Origin of the sequence: Streptomyces virginiae, from assembly GCF_000720455.1 — a bacterium.
Classification (GTDB): Bacteria; Actinomycetota; Actinomycetes; order Streptomycetales; family Streptomycetaceae; genus Streptomyces; species Streptomyces virginiae.
In genome coordinates this window covers 293895-308999 of sequence record NZ_JOAK01000002.1, presented here as the reverse complement: position 1 = coordinate 308999, position 15105 = coordinate 293895, and the positions used below count along the sequence as shown (strand labels likewise).

10 protein-coding genes are annotated in these 15105 nt (G+C 71.6%); 5 read left to right on the top strand and 5 right to left on the bottom strand.

The features are described 5' to 3' along the window. Window positions 1–49 precede the first annotated feature (49 nt). Entirely contained in the window at window positions 50–1345 is a 1296-nt protein-coding gene (locus IG86_RS0104380; protein WP_030819365.1) for a ferredoxin reductase family protein, read from the bottom strand. Between the two features lie 157 nt (window positions 1346–1502). Here IG86_RS0104380 and IG86_RS0104370 point away from each other — a divergent pair, with 157 nt between their 5' ends. Genes IG86_RS0104370 through nirD form a run of 3 tightly spaced genes read left to right on the top strand, consistent with a single transcriptional unit; the run spans window position 1503 to window position 5657 of the window. Continuing rightward, window positions 1503–2801, top strand: a complete 1299-nt coding sequence (locus IG86_RS0104370) for an NAD(P)/FAD-dependent oxidoreductase (protein WP_030894759.1) — start codon at window positions 1503–1505, stop codon at window positions 2799–2801. A gap of 1 nt (window position 2802) precedes the next feature. Next, a complete protein-coding gene (gene nirB / locus IG86_RS0104365) occupies window positions 2803–5328 on the top strand; it encodes a nitrite reductase large subunit NirB (RefSeq protein WP_030894757.1) in 2526 nt (841 codons plus the stop codon). Then, window positions 5325–5657 carry a nitrite reductase small subunit NirD gene (nirD, locus tag IG86_RS0104360; RefSeq protein WP_030819359.1) on the top strand — a complete coding sequence of 111 codons (333 nt, stop codon included), beginning with the start codon at window positions 5325–5327 and terminating at the stop codon, window positions 5655–5657. The genes nirB and nirD overlap by 4 nt, the downstream gene beginning before the upstream one ends. Before the next feature lie 31 nt (window positions 5658–5688). Here the strand turns inward: nirD and IG86_RS0104355 are convergent, their stop codons facing one another. Further along, window positions 5689–6102, bottom strand: a complete 414-nt coding sequence (locus IG86_RS0104355; protein WP_030819357.1) for a VOC family protein — start codon at window positions 6100–6102, stop codon at window positions 5689–5691. 571 nt (window positions 6103–6673) lie between these two features. Between IG86_RS0104355 and IG86_RS0104350 the strand changes: the two genes are divergently transcribed. After that, the gene (locus IG86_RS0104350) at window positions 6674–7834 is read left to right on the top strand and encodes an alkaline phosphatase PhoX (RefSeq protein ID WP_030894755.1); all 1161 of its coding nucleotides are present in this window, start codon (window positions 6674–6676) and stop codon (window positions 7832–7834) included. Between the two features lie 112 nt (window positions 7835–7946). Here IG86_RS0104350 and IG86_RS0104345 read toward each other — a convergent pair whose 3' ends face one another. The 3 genes from IG86_RS0104345 to dusB form a co-directional block, all read right to left on the bottom strand. Beyond that, window positions 7947–8945, bottom strand: coding sequence for an ArsR/SmtB family transcription factor (locus IG86_RS0104345; RefSeq protein WP_030819348.1), 999 nt, complete (start codon window positions 8943–8945; stop codon window positions 7947–7949). A 386-nt stretch (window positions 8946–9331) separates the two neighbouring features. Continuing rightward, window positions 9332–12040, bottom strand: coding sequence for a pyruvate, phosphate dikinase (ppdK, locus tag IG86_RS0104340; protein ID WP_030894753.1), 2709 nt, complete (start codon window positions 12038–12040; stop codon window positions 9332–9334). Between the two features lie 364 nt (window positions 12041–12404). Then, window positions 12405–13565: a tRNA dihydrouridine synthase DusB gene (gene dusB / locus IG86_RS0104335; protein ID WP_045936307.1), complete on the bottom strand. Its 1161-nt coding sequence runs from the start codon at window positions 13563–13565 to the stop codon at window positions 12405–12407. 33 nt (window positions 13566–13598) lie between these two features. Between dusB and IG86_RS0104330 the strand changes: the two genes are divergently transcribed. Further along, a complete protein-coding gene (locus tag IG86_RS0104330) occupies window positions 13599–15047 on the top strand; it encodes an MFS transporter (RefSeq protein WP_030819346.1) in 1449 nt (482 codons plus the stop codon). Window positions 15048–15105: the final 58 nt, after the last annotated feature.

Sequence of the window (15105 nt, the reverse complement as noted above, 5' to 3'; positions counted from 1 at the left end):
GGGGGGGCGAACGGCGGGCGCGGAGCGGCGGGGCACCGCCCCGCGCGGCTCAGAAGCTGAAGGCCTCCGAATGGATCCGCCCGGCCGGCACCCCGGCCCGCAGCAGCGCGGCCCGCGTCGCCCCGGCCATCCCCGGCGGCCCGCACAGGTAGACGTCGTGCTCGGCCAGGTCGGGCACCAGCGCGGCCAGCGCCCGCGGGGCCAGCGGGTCGTAGGCGGCGTCCGAGGGCCCGAGGAGGTAGTGCAGCCCCGCCCGCCGCTCGGCGGCGATGGCCTCCAGCTCGGCGCGCAGCACCAGGTGCTCCTCCGCTCCGGCCCGGTAGAGCAGGGTGATGTCCCCGGGGCCGCCCGGCAGCGTCTCGAACAGCGCCCGCATCGGGGTGATCCCCACCCCGCCGGCGATCAGCAGCACTTTGGGCCGGGTCCGCCGGGCCGCCGTCAGCGCACCGAACGGCCCGGTGGCCAGGACCCGCGTACCGGGACGCAGCCGGCGGATGCGGCGGGAGTGGCCGCCGAGGCCCTTCACGGTGATCCGCAGCGTATTCCCGCGGACCGGCGCCGACAGCGAGAACGGCAGGGCGGTCGGCCACAGTCCCCGCCGCAGGAACCGCCAGCGCAGGAACTGCCCCGGCTCCGCGCGCAGTTCCGCCAGGTGCTCGCCCCGGACGACGACGGAGACGACCCCGGGCCCCTCGAAGCGGACCTCCGCGACCCGCAGCGCGTGCCGCAGGGCCTGCCGTACGGGCACCACGGCGCGGTACCAGACCAGCAGCACGGCGACCACGGTGTGGGCGAGCGCCCAGAACCAGGCCGCGGCGGCGAGGTCGGGCCCGGCGAGCTGGTGCCCGAAGGCGAGGGCGGCGGCGAGGTATACGAGCAGGTGCACCCCGCGCCAGGTTTCGTACGACATCCGGCGGCGTACCGTCCGGGCGGAACTCACACCGACCGCGGCCAGGAGGACGGTCCCGGCCGCGGCGGCGGCTATGGCGGGGTAGCCGAGCAGCTCCCGGACGGCGCGGACCAGGTCGGCGCCCGTGTGCACGGCGTACCCCAGCAGGGCGAAGAGCCCGTGGCCGAAGCAGAGGAGCAGGACGTGGCGGCCGCCGAACGCGTGCCAGCGGGCGAGCCGGTCGGCGCCGACCCCGTGCTCGACCGCGGGCACCCGCGCCATCAGGAACAGCAGCACCAGCACCCCGTAACCGGCGAGCAGACCGGTCAGGTGCGCGGCGGTGGCGAACAGCGCGTCGGGCCGCGCCGAGGGCCGGACCTGTACCGCCCAGAGCAGGACCACCACCCCCGCCCCGCCCAGGATCCCGCCCCTGACCCGCACCGCCGCATCTCGCATGCGGATCACGCTAAAGGCGCCGACGGCGGCCGTGATGATCCTTAAGGCGGCCTTGAGGAAGGCCTCACCGGCCCTTAAACCGGTCGCTGAGGTCGGCGTTCCGTCCGGGTAACAGAGGCGATGCGGCGGGGAAACAGCGGCCGCGCACCCTCATGGCATGACCTCGGAAAAGCGTGTGGTGGTGATCGGCGGCGGCCTCGCGGGCCTGCGGCTCGCGAGCCGGCTGGGCCCGGCCGCGACGGTGACCGTCCTCGGCGAGGAGACCCACGTCCCCTACAACAGGGTCCTGCTGGCCGAGGTCCTGGCGGGCAGGTACGCGCCGGAGGTGACCGCACTCCCGGCCCCCGGCCCGGTGCTGCGGCGCGGGGTCCGGGCGGTGCGCGTCGACCGCGCGGAGCAGGCCGTGCACTGCGACGACGGCACGGTGGCTCCGTACGACACGCTGGTGCTGGCCACCGGATCGAACGCGGTGCTCCCGCCGCTGCGCGGGCTGTTCGAGCCCGAGGGGCGGGAACTCCCCGACGGGGTCCACGCGTTCCGCACGATGGACGACTGCCTGGCCCTCTCGGCGGCCGTACGGCCCGGGGTGCGGGCGGTGGTGATCGGCGGGGGCCTGCTGGGCGTCTCGGCCGCCCGGGCGCTCGCCGCGCGCGGAGCGGTGGTGGTCCTCGCCCAGCAGGGCGAGCGCCTGATGGAACGCCAGCTGGACGCGGACGCCTCCGCCCTGCTGGCGACGCACCTGACCGAGCTCGGCGTGGAGATCCACACCGAATGCCGGGTCCGCGGGCTCGTCACGACAGGATCGCCCGCGGCTGGTTCTTCGGCCCGTCCGGCGTTCGAGGACCGGGTCCGGGCGGAGCCCGGGACACGGCGCGGCGCGGACACTGCGCGCAAGGTCACCGGCGTCGAGCTCGCCGACGGCTACCGGCTGGAGGCCGACGCCGTCGTCCTCGCCTGCGGCGTACGCCCCCGCACGGGCCTGGCACAGGCCGCCGGCCTGGAGACCCGCAAGGGCATCGTCGTCGACGACGAGCTCCGCACCAGCGACCCCCGCATCCACGCCATCGGCGACTGCGCCGAGCACGCCGGCCAGGTCTACGGACTGGCCGGCGCCGCCCTGGAGCAGGCCGACGCCCTCGCCGGGGTCCTGACGGGCGGCCGCGCACCGTACACCGGCACCCGCGCCCTCACCCGCCTCACCCTCGGCTGGACCGGCGACGACTCCCTGGACCTCGCCGCCTTCGGCGAGACCACCCCCCGCCCCGGCGACGACGTGCTCCGTCTCGCCGACGGCACCCGGCGCACCTACCGCAAGGTCGTCCTGCGCGGCGACCGCCTCGTCGGCGGGGTGCTGCTCGGCGAACTCTCCACGGTGGGCGCCCTCGCCCGCACCTGGGAGGGCGGGGAAGCACCGCACGACCTGTTCCACCTGCTCACCGACGACGGAGGCCACTGACATGACCGAGCCCTTGCCCACGATCGTGCTCATCGGGCACGGCATGGTCGGCCAGCGCTACCTCGAAGCGCTCGCCGAGCGCGGGGTCACCGCCACGCACCGGATCACCGTGCTCTGCGAGGAGCCCCGGCCCGCCTACGACCGCGTGCACCTGACCTCGTACTTCTCCGGCAGCACGCCCGAGGACCTGTCCATGACGCCCGCCGGGTTCATGGTCGACCACGGCATCGCCCTCCACCTCGACGACCCGGCCGAGCACATCGACCGGGCCGCCCGCACCGTCACCTCCCGCTCCGGGCAGGTGTTCCCGTACGACGTCCTGGTCCTGGCCACCGGCAGCTTCCCCTTCGTGCCGCCCGTCCCCGGCAAGGACGCCCCCGGCTGCTTCGTCTACCGCACCATCGAGGACCTCCTCGCCATCGAGGCGTACGCGAAGGACAAGACCACCGGCGCCGTCGTCGGCGGCGGACTCCTCGGCCTGGAGGCCGCCGGCGCCCTCCAGGGACTCGGTCTCGCCACCCGCATCGTCGAATTCGCCCCGCGCCTGATGCCCGTCCAGGTCGACGAGGGCGGCGGCGCCGCCCTGCTGCGCACCATCGAGTCCATGGGCCTCACCGTCCACACCGGCGTCGGCACCCAGGAGGTCGTGACCGGCGAGGACGGCCGCGTCAGCGGAATGCGGCTCTCCGACGGCTCCACCGTCGACACCGACCTCGTCGTCTTCTCCGCCGGCGTCCGCCCCCGCGACCAGCTGGCCCGCGAGGCCGGTCTGGACGTCGGCGAGCGCGGCGGTATCGCCGTCGACGCCCGCTGCCGCACCTCCGACCCGCACGTCTACGCCATCGGCGAGTGCGCCCTGGCCGTCGACGGCCGCGTCTACGGCCTGGTCGCCCCCGGCTACGAGATGGCCGAGACCGCCGCCGACGACCTGCTGGGCCGGGAGAAGGAGTTCACCGGAGCCGACCTCTCCACCAAGCTGAAGCTGCTCGGCGTGGACGTGGCCTCCTTCGGCGACGCCCACGGCACCGCCCCCGACAGCCTGGACGTCGTCTGGTCCGACTCCCGCTCAGGCGTCTACAAGAAGCTGGTGGTCTCCCCCGACGGGGTCCTCCTCGGCGGGGTCCTGGTCGGCGACGCCGACTCCTACGGCCTGCTGCGCCCGCTCACCGGCAGCATCCCGCCCGTCGCCCCCGAGCAGCTGGTCCTGCCCGCGGGCGTCGGCGCGCCCGTCGCGCTCGGGCCGTCCGCCCTCCCGGACCACGCGGTGATCTGCTCCTGCCACAACGTCACGAAGAAGGCCATCACCGCCTGCACCACCCTCCCCGAGGTCAAGAAGTGCACCAAGGCGGGCACCGGCTGCGGCTCCTGCGTCAAGGTGATCGGGCAACTGCTCCCGGCCGCCGCCGACAAGGGGCTGTGCGGCTGCTTCCCGTACACCCGCGCCGAGCTCTACGAGATCGTCCGCACCCGTCGGCTGACCTCCTACGAGCGGATCCTCGACGGCCACGGCCGCCCCGAGGCCCGCGGCGGCGACGGCTGCGAGGTCTGCAAGCCGGCCGTCGGCTCGATCATCGCCTCGCTCGCGGCGACGCTCGGCGCGAGCGGCTACGTCCTGGACGGGGAGCAGGCCGCCCTCCAGGACACCAACGACCACTTCCTCGCGAACATGCAGCGCAACGGCTCCTACTCGGTCGTCCCGCGCATCCCCGGCGGTGAGATCACCCCCGACAAGCTGATCGTGATCGGCGAGGTGGCCCGCGACTTCGGGCTCTACACGAAGATCACCGGCGGTCAGCGGATCGACCTCTTCGGCGCGAGCGTGGACCAGCTCCCGCGGATCTGGGCACGTCTCGTCGACGCCGGCTTCGAGTCCGGACACGCCTACGGGAAGGCCCTGCGGACGGTGAAGTCCTGCGTGGGGCAGACCTGGTGCCGCTACGGCGTCCAGGACAGCGTGCGGATGGCCATCGACCTGGAGCTGCGCTACCGGGGGCTGCGCGCCCCGCACAAGCTGAAGTCGGCGGTGTCGGGCTGCGCCCGCGAGTGCGCGGAGGCGCAGAGCAAGGACTTCGGGGTCATCGCGACGGCGAGCGGCTGGAACCTCTACGTGGGCGGCAACGGCGGCGCCACGCCGCGCCACGCCGACCTGCTGGCCCAGGACCTGTCGGACGCGGAACTGATCCGGCTGATCGACCGGTTCCTGATGTTCTACATCCGTACCGCCGACCGGCTGGAGCGGACCTCCACCTGGCTGGAGCGGCTGGAGGGCGGCCTGGACCACCTGCGGGACGTGGTCGTGCACGACTCGCTGGGGCTGTGCGCGGAGCTGGAGTCCCTGATGGCCGACCACGTGGCCAACTACCGGGACGAGTGGGCCGAGACGCTCCAGGACCCGGAGCGGCTGCGCCGGTTCGTGTCCTTCGTGAACGCGCCCGGCGCGCCCGACCCGACCGTGAAGTTCGTCCCCGAGCGCGACCAGGTCAAGCCCGACCTGGCCGTCCTGACCATAGGAGGTGCCGTCCGATGACCGTGGAACTGCAAGTGGCGCAGGGCTGGCTGACGGTGTGCGAGCTGTCCGCGCTCATCCCCGGGCGCGGGGTCGCGGCGCTGCTGCCCGACGGGAGCCAGGCCGCGGTGTTCGTCGACCGCGCGGGGCGTGCGTACGCCATCGGCAACCAGGACCCCTTCACGGGGGCGCAGGTGCTCTCCCGCGGTCTGGTGGGGGCCACGGCGGGCCGGCCCTTCGTGGCCTCCCCGCTGCTCAAGCAGCGCTTCGACCTGGAGACGGGGCGCTGCCTGGACGACGAGGAGGTGGCGGTCCTCACCTACCCGGTGCGGACCGCCGCGACCTCCTGACCGCCAGGGGTGGTCGTGGTGGGCCCGGTGGTCAGTCCTGCTTCTGGACGACGGCCGGGTCCATCCACATGATCTCCCAGGTGTGGCCGTCGAGGTCGTCGAAGGCACGGCCGTACATGACGCCGTGGTCCTGGGCCGGACGGGGTTCGGTGGCGCCGGCCGCCAGGGCCCCGTCCACCAGCTCGTCGACCGCGGTGCGGCTCTCGGCGCTCAGACACAGGAGCACCTCGGACGTCTTCGTGGCGTCCGCGATCTCCTTGTGGGTGAAGTCCTTGTAGCGGGCCTCGGTGAGGAGCATCGCGACGATGGTGTCGCTGATGACCATGGAGGCGCAGTTCTCGTCGGTGAACTGGGCGTTGAAGGAGTAGCCCAGCTTGCCCCAGAAGGCCTTGCTGGCGTCCAGGTCCTTGACGGGCAGGTTGACGAAGATCATGGTCGCGGACATCGAGGTCCCTCTCTCTGCTGCTCGGTGGTGCTTTCAAGAGGTAGACCGCGGGGCCGCGGAAAACTCATCGCCGCTCGCGAAGTTTTCCGAACCTTTCCGCCGGAGCGACGAAACCCCAGGTCAGGGCGGTTAGTGTGACTGCGGCGCCGCCGGGCCCGGCAGGCCGGGCCGACCGGACCGGGCGGAGCACCGGGCGGGAGAGCCCATGACACCTCCTAAACCCCGGGCGCCGAGACAGGCCGGAACTGGCGGGTGCCGTCCGCCGGGCGCTCCGTACCGCGGGCGCCGGGTCGCGGGGGTCTTCGCGGACGCGGCGCTGTGCGAACGCCGCCCGCCGTACGCGGACCCGGCCCCGGGAATCCGCCCCGCGCCGACGCTGCCGGGTTCCCGAAGGCCTCCGGGAAAGAAAGCCCGCGGGCGCGCGGAAATCCCCGCCGCGGGATTGAACGCCGAGCGGTCGCTCGGGCGTAATGAGGATTTGGCGCCACGTCAACTGGCGTCTTCTAGGTTCCTCGACGCGTGCGACCCCGCGTCCGACCGGCCGCGGGGCCTTCCTCCCACAGGAGTGACCGTGGAACGTCGTACCTTCCTGCGCGGCGCAGTGATCGGTTCGTCGGCCGCCGCTTTCGGCGGCACGTTGATGCACGGGGCGGCCTACGCGGCGCCCGCCCAGCCCGGGGCCGGTCCCTACGGGGCGCTCGGGGCCGCCGATGCCAACGGCATCATGCTCCCGAGCGGTTTCACCAGCCGGGTGATCGCCCGCTCCGGCCAGACCGTCAGCGGCACCTCCTACGCCTGGCACAGCGCTCCCGACGGCGGTGCGTGTTTCGCCGACGGCTCGGGCTGGATCTACGTGTCCAATTCGGAGATCGATCCCTCCGGCGGCGCGAGCGCGGTGAAGTTCAACTCCTCCGGCACCGTCACCGGCGCCTACCGGATCCTCTCGGGCACCCGGCAGAACTGCGCGGGCGGCAAGACCCCGTGGAACACCTGGCTGTCCTGCGAGGAGGTCAGCCTCGGCTACGTCTACGAGACCGACCCGTACGGCGTGAACGCGGCCGTCCAGCGCCCGGCGATGGGCCGCTTCAAGCACGAGGCGGCCGCAGCGGACCCGGTCCGCCAGGTCGTCTACCTGACGGAGGACGAGACGAACGGCTGCTTCTACCGGTTCATCCCCACCACCTGGGGCAACCTCTCCGCCGGCACCCTCCAGGTCCTCAAGGCCGGAACGGCTACCTCAGGCTCCTTCACCTGGCAGAACGTCCCGGACCCGGACGGTTCCCCGACGGCGACCCGCAGCCAGGTCTCCGGCTCCAAGAAGTTCAACGGCGGCGAGGGCTGCCACTACGCCAACGACACCGTCTGGTTCACCACCAAGGGCGACAACCGGGTCTGGCAGCTCAACCTCACGAACAACACGTACGAGCTGGCCTACGACGACTCGCTCGTACCCGGCGGCGCCGCCCCGCTGACGGGCGTCGACAACGTCACCGGCTCCTCGTACGGCGACCTGTACGTCGCCGAGGACGGCGGCAACATGGAGATCTGCGTGATCACCCCGGACGACGTGGTGGCGCCCTTCCTGCGGATCACGGGGCAGTCCTCCTCCGAGATCACCGGCCCGGCCTTCTCGCCCGCCGGCAACCGCCTCTACTTCTCCAGCCAGCGCGGTACGAGCGGCAGCTCCTCCGGCGGCATCACCTACGAGGTGACGGGCCCGTTCCGGGTCTGACCCCGCCGGCGTTCGAGGCGCGGGGTCCGGGGCGGAGCCCCGGGAAGAGGCGCCGCGCCCGCACGACCGGCCGCACCCCGACGGGTTCGCCCCGCCGGGGTGCGGCCGCACCTCACGAGGCCACGGCCCCGCCCTTGAGCAGGGCGGCTCCCAGCGGGGTCACGGTGTGCAGGACCGCGTTGCCGCGGCGCAGGGTGGTGACCAGGCCCGCCTCGCGCATCACGCAGGCGTGCTGGCTCGCGGAGGCCAGCGAGACGCCGGCCCGGCGGGCCAGCTCGCTGGTCGTGGCGCCGTCCCCTATGGCCCGCAGCACGACCGAGCGGGTGTGCCCGACCAGCTTGCCCAGGGTGCGCTGGCGCTGGTCCTCCGCGGGCCGGGTCGCCTCGCCGCTGCCCGGCGCGGAGGCCAGCTGCGCGGCGGCCGGGTAGACCAGCACCGGTGGCAGCTCGGGGTCGTGCAGGGTCACCGCGGTGCGCCGGCAGAAGAAGGACGGCTGGAGCAGCAGCCCGCGCCCCCGCAGCCGTACGTCCCGGTCCACGGGGTAGTCGCACTCCAGCACCGGGGCCCGCCAGCGCAGCATGGGCGGCAGCGAGGCCAGCAGCTCGTCGGCGCCGCCGTCGAGCAACGCGCGGCCGCGTGCCGCCCGTTCGGCTTCTATCTGGGCCTGTATGTGGGTCCAGTACGGCTCCACGGCGGCCCGGTGGTAGGCGCGCAGCTCGCCCATCAGCCTGGGGAGCTGCTTGGTGCCGCCCTCCATGAAGTCCCGCAGCCGTGGCGTCGTGGGCGCTCCGGCGCCCAGCAGCTGGAGCTCGCGGCGCATGCGCTCGGGACGGATCCCGCGCAGCGCGTCGAGCCCCACGTCCCACCCGTACTGCCCCTCCACAGGGGTCAGGAAATCGGGGAAATAACCGCGACTCGGTATGAGCATACCGAGCGTGCGTGTTTCACTATTCAACCTGCTCCGGGTTTCCGTACGCCATTCACCGAACAACCGGGCGTCACGCCGGTCTCTTAAGCGGTGAAAGCTGAGAATCGTTTCCCACAACGCATCGGGACGCCCTGCCATCCGTACGCGTGCCAGGTCCACTCCAGTGAAATGGATACGCAGCACCGAACCCCCACCTGTGCAACCGCAATCCCCCCGCCCCATGAGTATGCACGCAGTCACACGTGGTCACCACGCCCTTTCGGCCACAGTTGAAACCCCTTTCGGCAGGGGCGTGACAACCGAAATCCTGTACTCCGCCGGGCACACTCCGGTGCGACCGAAACGCTCCGCGAAGGCCGTGGGGGGCTTTGCGGGGCCTGGCGGTCGGTCGCACTGGGAAGCGCCGACGTGCCCGGCAGAATGACAGCGGCGGTGGACGGGTGGGGATCCGTCCACCGCCTGCTGGCGTAAAGATTCGTTGAACAAAAAAATTGAGGCGCGCCCGCCCCCGGGCAGTCAGGGAACCCGGGGACAGGCGCGGTCTATGGGGCCCTTGGGGCCCGGCGGGGTCAGCGGCTGTCGCTGCCCTTCGCCTCGGCGGCCGCACGACCGGCCTCCAGGCGCGCCACCGGAATCCGGAAGGGCGAGCAGGAGACGTAGTCGAGGCCGACCTCGTGGAAGAAGTGGACGGACTCGGGGTCACCGCCGTGCTCGCCGCAGACGCCGAGCTTGAGGTCGGGACGGGTGGCCCGGCCCAGCTTGGCCGCGTGCCGGACCAGCGAGCCGACGCCGTCCTTGTCGATGGTCTCGAAGGGCGAGACCCCGAAGATGCCCTTCTCCAGGTACGCGGTGAAGAAGCTGGCCTCGACGTCGTCGCGGGAGAAGCCCCACACCGTCTGGGTCAGGTCGTTCGTACCGAAGGAGAAGAACTGCGCGGCCTCGGCGATCTGGTCGGCGGTCAGCGCGGCGCGCGGCAGCTCGATCATGGTGCCGATGGAGAGCTTGAGGGTGGTGCCGGTGGCGGCCTCGACCTCGGCGATCACCGCGTCGGCCTCCTCGCGGACGATCTCCAGCTCCTGGACGGTGCCCACGAGCGGGATCATGATCTCGACGCGCGGGTCGCCCTTGGCGTTCTTGCGCTCGGCCGCGGCCTCGGCGATCGCCCGGACCTGCATGGCGAACAGGCCGGGGATGACCAGGCCCAGGCGGACACCGCGCAGACCCAGCATCGGGTTCTGCTCGTGCAGCTTGTGGACGGCCTGGAGCAGGCGCAGGTCGTTCTCGTTGGCGTCCTTGCGGGACTCGGCGAGGGCGACGCGCACCGACAGCTCGGTGATGTCGGGCAGGAACTCGTGCAGCGGCGGGTCGAGCAGGCGGACCGTGACGGGCAGGCCGTCCATCGCCTCGAACAGCTCGATGAAGTCCTTCTTCTGCAGCGGCAGCAGGGCACTGAGTGCCTCGTCGCGCTCACCGTCGGTGTCGGCGAGGATCAGGCGCTCGACCATCTCGCGGCGCTCACCGAGGAACATGTGCTCGGTGCGGCACAGGCCGATGCCCTGGGCGCCGAAGCGGCGGGCGCGCAGCGCGTCCTCGGCGTTGTCGGCGTTGGCGCGCACCCGCAGGCGGCGGACGCGGTCCGCGTACGCCATGATCCGGTGAACGGCGGCGACGAGCTCGTCGGCGTCGTCGGCGCCGGCGTGCATGCGGCCCTCGAAGTACTCGACGACCGGGGACGGTACGACGGGTACCTCACCGAGGTAGACCTTGCCGGTGGAGCCGTCGATGGAGACGACGTCGCCCTCTTCGATGACCGTCTCGCCGACCGTCATGCGGCGGCGCTTGGTGTCGACGTCGAGCTCCTCGGCGCCGCAGACACAGGTCTTGCCCATGCCGCGGGCGACGACGGCCGCGTGGGAGGTCTTGCCGCCGCGCGAGGTCAGGATGCCCTCGGAGGCGATCATGCCGTCCAGGTCGTCCGGGTTGGTCTCGCGGCGGATCAGGATGACCTTCTCGCCGGAGCGGGACCACTTGACGGCCGTGTAGGAGTCGAAGACGGCCTTGCCGACCGCCGCGCCCGGGGAGGCGGCGATGCCGCGGCCGAGGAGGGTGGTCTTGGCGCCCTCGTCGAAGCGGGGGAACATCAGCTGCGCCAGCTGGTGGCCGGTGACGCGCTGGAGGGCCTCGGCCTCGTCGATCAGGCCCTGGTCCACGAGCTGGGTGGCGATGCGGAAGGCGGCGCCGGCGGTGCGCTTGCCGACGCGGGTCTGCAGCATCCACAGCTGGCCGCGCTCGATCGTGAACTCGATGTCGCAGAGATCCTTGTAGTGGGTCTCCAGCGTCGTCATGATCGTCATGAGCTGGTCGTACGAGGCCTTGTCGATGGACTCCAGGTCCGCGAGCGGCACGGTGTTGCGGATGCCCGCGACGACGTCCTCGCCCTGGGCGTTCTGGAGGTAGTCGCCGTAGACGCCCGCGTGGCCGCTGGCGGGGTCACGGGTGAAGGCGACGCCGGTGCCGGAGTCGGGACCCAGGTTGCCGAAGACCATGGAGCAGATGTTGACGGCGGTGCCCAGGTCGCTGGGGATGCGCTCCTGGCGGCGGTAGAGCTTGGCGCGGTCGGTGTTCCACGAGTTGAAGACGGCCTCGACGGCGAGGTCCATCTGCTCGCGGGCGTCCTGCGGGAACTCGCGGCCGGCCTCCTTCGCCACGATCTTCTTGAAGACCTTGACGAGCTTCTTCAGGTCGGCGGCGTCGAGGTCGGTGTCGACGGTGACCTTCTTGGCGGCCTTGGCCTCGTCGAGGGCGTCCTCGAAGAGCTCGCCCTCGACGCCGAGGACGGTCTTGCCGAACATCTGGATCAGACGGCGGTAGGAGTCCCACGCGAAGCGCTCGTCACCGGCCTGGGAGACGAGGCCGGTGACCGACTCGTCGGAGAGGCCGATGTTCAGGACGGTGTCCATCATGCCGGGCATCGAGAACTTGGCGCCGGAACGCACGGAGACCAGCAGCGGGTCGTCCGACTGTCCGAGCTTCTTGCCCATCTTCGACTCGAGGGCCGCAAGGTGGGCGCTGACCTCGTCGCGCAGCGCGGCCGGGGCCGAGCCGCTCTCGAGGTAGACCTTGCAGGCCTCGGTGGTGATGGTGAAGCCGGGAGGGACCGGCAGACCCAGGTTGGTCATCTCGGCGAGGTTGGCACCCTTGCCGCCGAGAAGGTCCTTGAGGTCGCGGTTGCCCTCGGTGAAGTCGTAGACGAACTTCTGATCTTTGTTTTCCGACACGGGTCTCGACTCCTCGAGGCTCGGTGGCTGCCCTGACGGCCAGGAACATACCCAGATCGAAGGCTTCTGGGTACGTCCACTTGGCCGTCATGCGGCCGTAACCACCCGTGCGCCAGCAGATCGAAAGTAACTCAAGGGTAACCAGAAGACACCAAGAGCGTTCAGATCCCGAAGGGAGAGGGGGCTCCTGAGGCTTGTTTACGCTCGGATGAGCGATCATCGATACATTTGCGTTCAAGTATTGAACGCACAAAGGGTGGCACCCAGTGCCACCCTTTGAAAGTCTTACCCGTGACTTATCTGCTCATCTGAGCGAAACCTCTCCCATGCGTGGCGTATATCACGCACCACGGAGGGCGATTTGTCAGCCTCCGGAGGTGTCCAGTTCCGCGTCCTCGCTCACGCCCGCGCAGTCGTACGGATCCTTCAGCCAGCCGTCCGGCAGGACAACTCGGTTGTTTCCGGACGTCCGGCCGCGCGGACCGTCGGCACTCTCCGGCCATGCTTGATCCAAGTCGAGCTCGCTCAGATGAGCGTCCAACTCGGCCAGCGAAGAGGTCACCGCGAGCTTCTTGCGCATCTCGGACCCGACCGAGAAGCCCTTCAGGTACCAGGCGACGTGCTTACGGAAGTCGATCACGCCGCGCGTCTCGTCGCCGATCCACTCCCCCAGCAGCTGGGCGTGCCGGTGCATGGTCGTGGCGACCTCGCGCAGCGTGGGCCGGTGGAAGTCCTCCGGCCGCCCCTCGAAGGCCGCCACCAGGTCGTTGAACAGCCACGGCCGCCCCAGGCAGCCGCGGCCGACGACCACGCCGTCGCAGCCGGTCTCGCGGACCATGCGCAGCGCGTCCTCGGCGCACCAGATGTCGCCGTTGCCGAGGACCGGTATCTCCGGCACGTGCTCCTTCAGCCGCGCGATGGCGTCCCAGTCGGCGGTGCCGCCGTAGTGCTGCGCGGTGGTCCGTCCGTGCAGGGCGATGGCGGTGACCCCCTCCTCGACGGCGATGCGGCCGGCGTCGAGGTAGGTGAGGTGGTCGTCGTCGATGCCCTTGCGCATCTTCATGGTCACCGGCAGGTCGCCGGCCCCGGCGACGGCCTCGCGCAGGATCGCGCGCAGCAGGTTGCGCTTGTACGGCAGCGCGGAGCCGCCACCCTTCCGGGTGACCTTGGGGACGGGGCAGCCGAAGTTGAGGTCGATGTGGTCGGCGCGGTCCTCCTCGACGATCATGCGGACCGCCTTGCCCACCGTCACCGGGTCCACCCCGTACAGCTGAATGGACCGGGGCTTCTCGGTCTCGTCGAAGTGGATCAGCTGCATGGTCTTCTCGTTGCGCTCGACCAGGGCGCGGGTCGTGATCATCTCGCTCACGAACAGCCCCTTGCCGCCCGAGAACTCCCGGCAGAGGGTACGGAACGGGGCATTGGTGATGCCGGCCATGGGCGCGAGCACCACCGGGGGCTGCACGGTGTGCGGGCCGATCGCGAGAGGCGGGGGGAGCGTGGTCATCCGCCCATTGTCCCGCATGCCGAGGGGGTCGGGCGGACGTAGCATCGGCGCATGATCGAGCCGAGTCACCGGCAGCGCACGATCGTCCTGGCGATCTGCTGCATGAGCCTGCTCATCGTCAGCCTCGACAACACCGTGCTCAACGTGGCGCTGCCGTCGATGCGCCGCGAGCTCGACGCCTCGGTGGCGGGGTTGCAGTGGACCATCGACGCGTACACGCTCGTCCTGGCCTCGCTGCTGATGCTCATGGGCTCCACGGCCGACCGGATCGGCCGCCGCAAGGTGTTCGTCGCCGGTCTGCTGGCCTTCGGCCTGGGCTCCCTGCTCTGCTCCCTCGCGCCGAGCCTGAGCTGGCTCATCGTCTTCCGGATGGTGCAGGCGGTCGGCGGCGCGATGCTCAACCCGGTCGCGATGTCGATCATCACCAACACCTTCACCGATCCGGCCGAGCGGGCCCGGGCCATCGGCGTGTGGGGGGCGGTCGGGGGCGTCTCCATGGCCGCGGGTCCCCTGATCGGCGGGGTACTGGTGGACTCCGTGGGCTGGCGTTCGATCTTCCTGATCAACCTGCCGATCGGCCTGGCGGCGCTCGTGCTGACCCTGCGCCACATCCCGGAGTCCCGGGCGGCCCGGCCGCGCCGCCCCGACCCGCTGGGTCAGGTGCTGGTCATCGCGCTGCTCGGCAGCCTCACGTACGGGATCATCGAGGCGCCCGCCGCCGGCTGGCGCTCACCGCTGATCATGGGGTGCGCGGTGGTGGCCGTCGCCTCCTTCGTGGGGCTGCTGGTGCACGAGCCCCGGCGCGCGGAGCCGCTGATCGACCTCCGGTTCTTCCGCAGCGCGCCGTTCAGCGGCTCGACCGTGATCGCGATCAGCGCCTTCGCCGGACTGGCCGGCTTCCTCTTCCTGAACACGCTCTACCTCCAGGACGTACGGGGGCTCAGCGCCCTGCACGCGGGGCTCTACATGTTGCCGATGGCCGGCCTGACCGTGCTGTTCGCGCCGCTGGCGGGGCGGCTGGTGGGCAGCCGGGGGCCCCGGATCTGCCTGCTGATCGCGGGCGTGGCGATGGCGGCGAGCGGCCTGCTGTTCGCCCTGTTCGAGGCGGAGACGTCCAACCCGCTCCTCTTCACCGGATACGTGCTGTTCGGGCTCGGCTTCGGCATGGTGAACGCGCCGATCACCAATACGGCGGTGTCCGGGATGCCGCGCTCCCAGGCGGGTGTCGCGGCCGCCATCGCCTCCACCAGCCGGCAGACCGGCGGCACGCTGGGCGTCGCGGTCATCGGCTCGGTCCTGGCCGCCGGGCTGGCCGGCGGCCAGGACTTCTCCGGGGCGGCCCAGCCGGCCTGGTGGATCATCACGTTGTGCGGGCTGCTCGTCCTGGTCGTGGGCGCGGCGACGAGCGGCAGCTGGGCCCGCCGGACGGCGGAACGCACGGCCCGCACCCTGGAGGAGTCCAGCGGGCCCGCCGCGACCGTGGGGTCTCCGCGCGCCTAGGGAGTGTCTTCCGGATCTTGTCGGCCGGGCCCGCGCTGCCCCTTTCGGACCCTGTCGG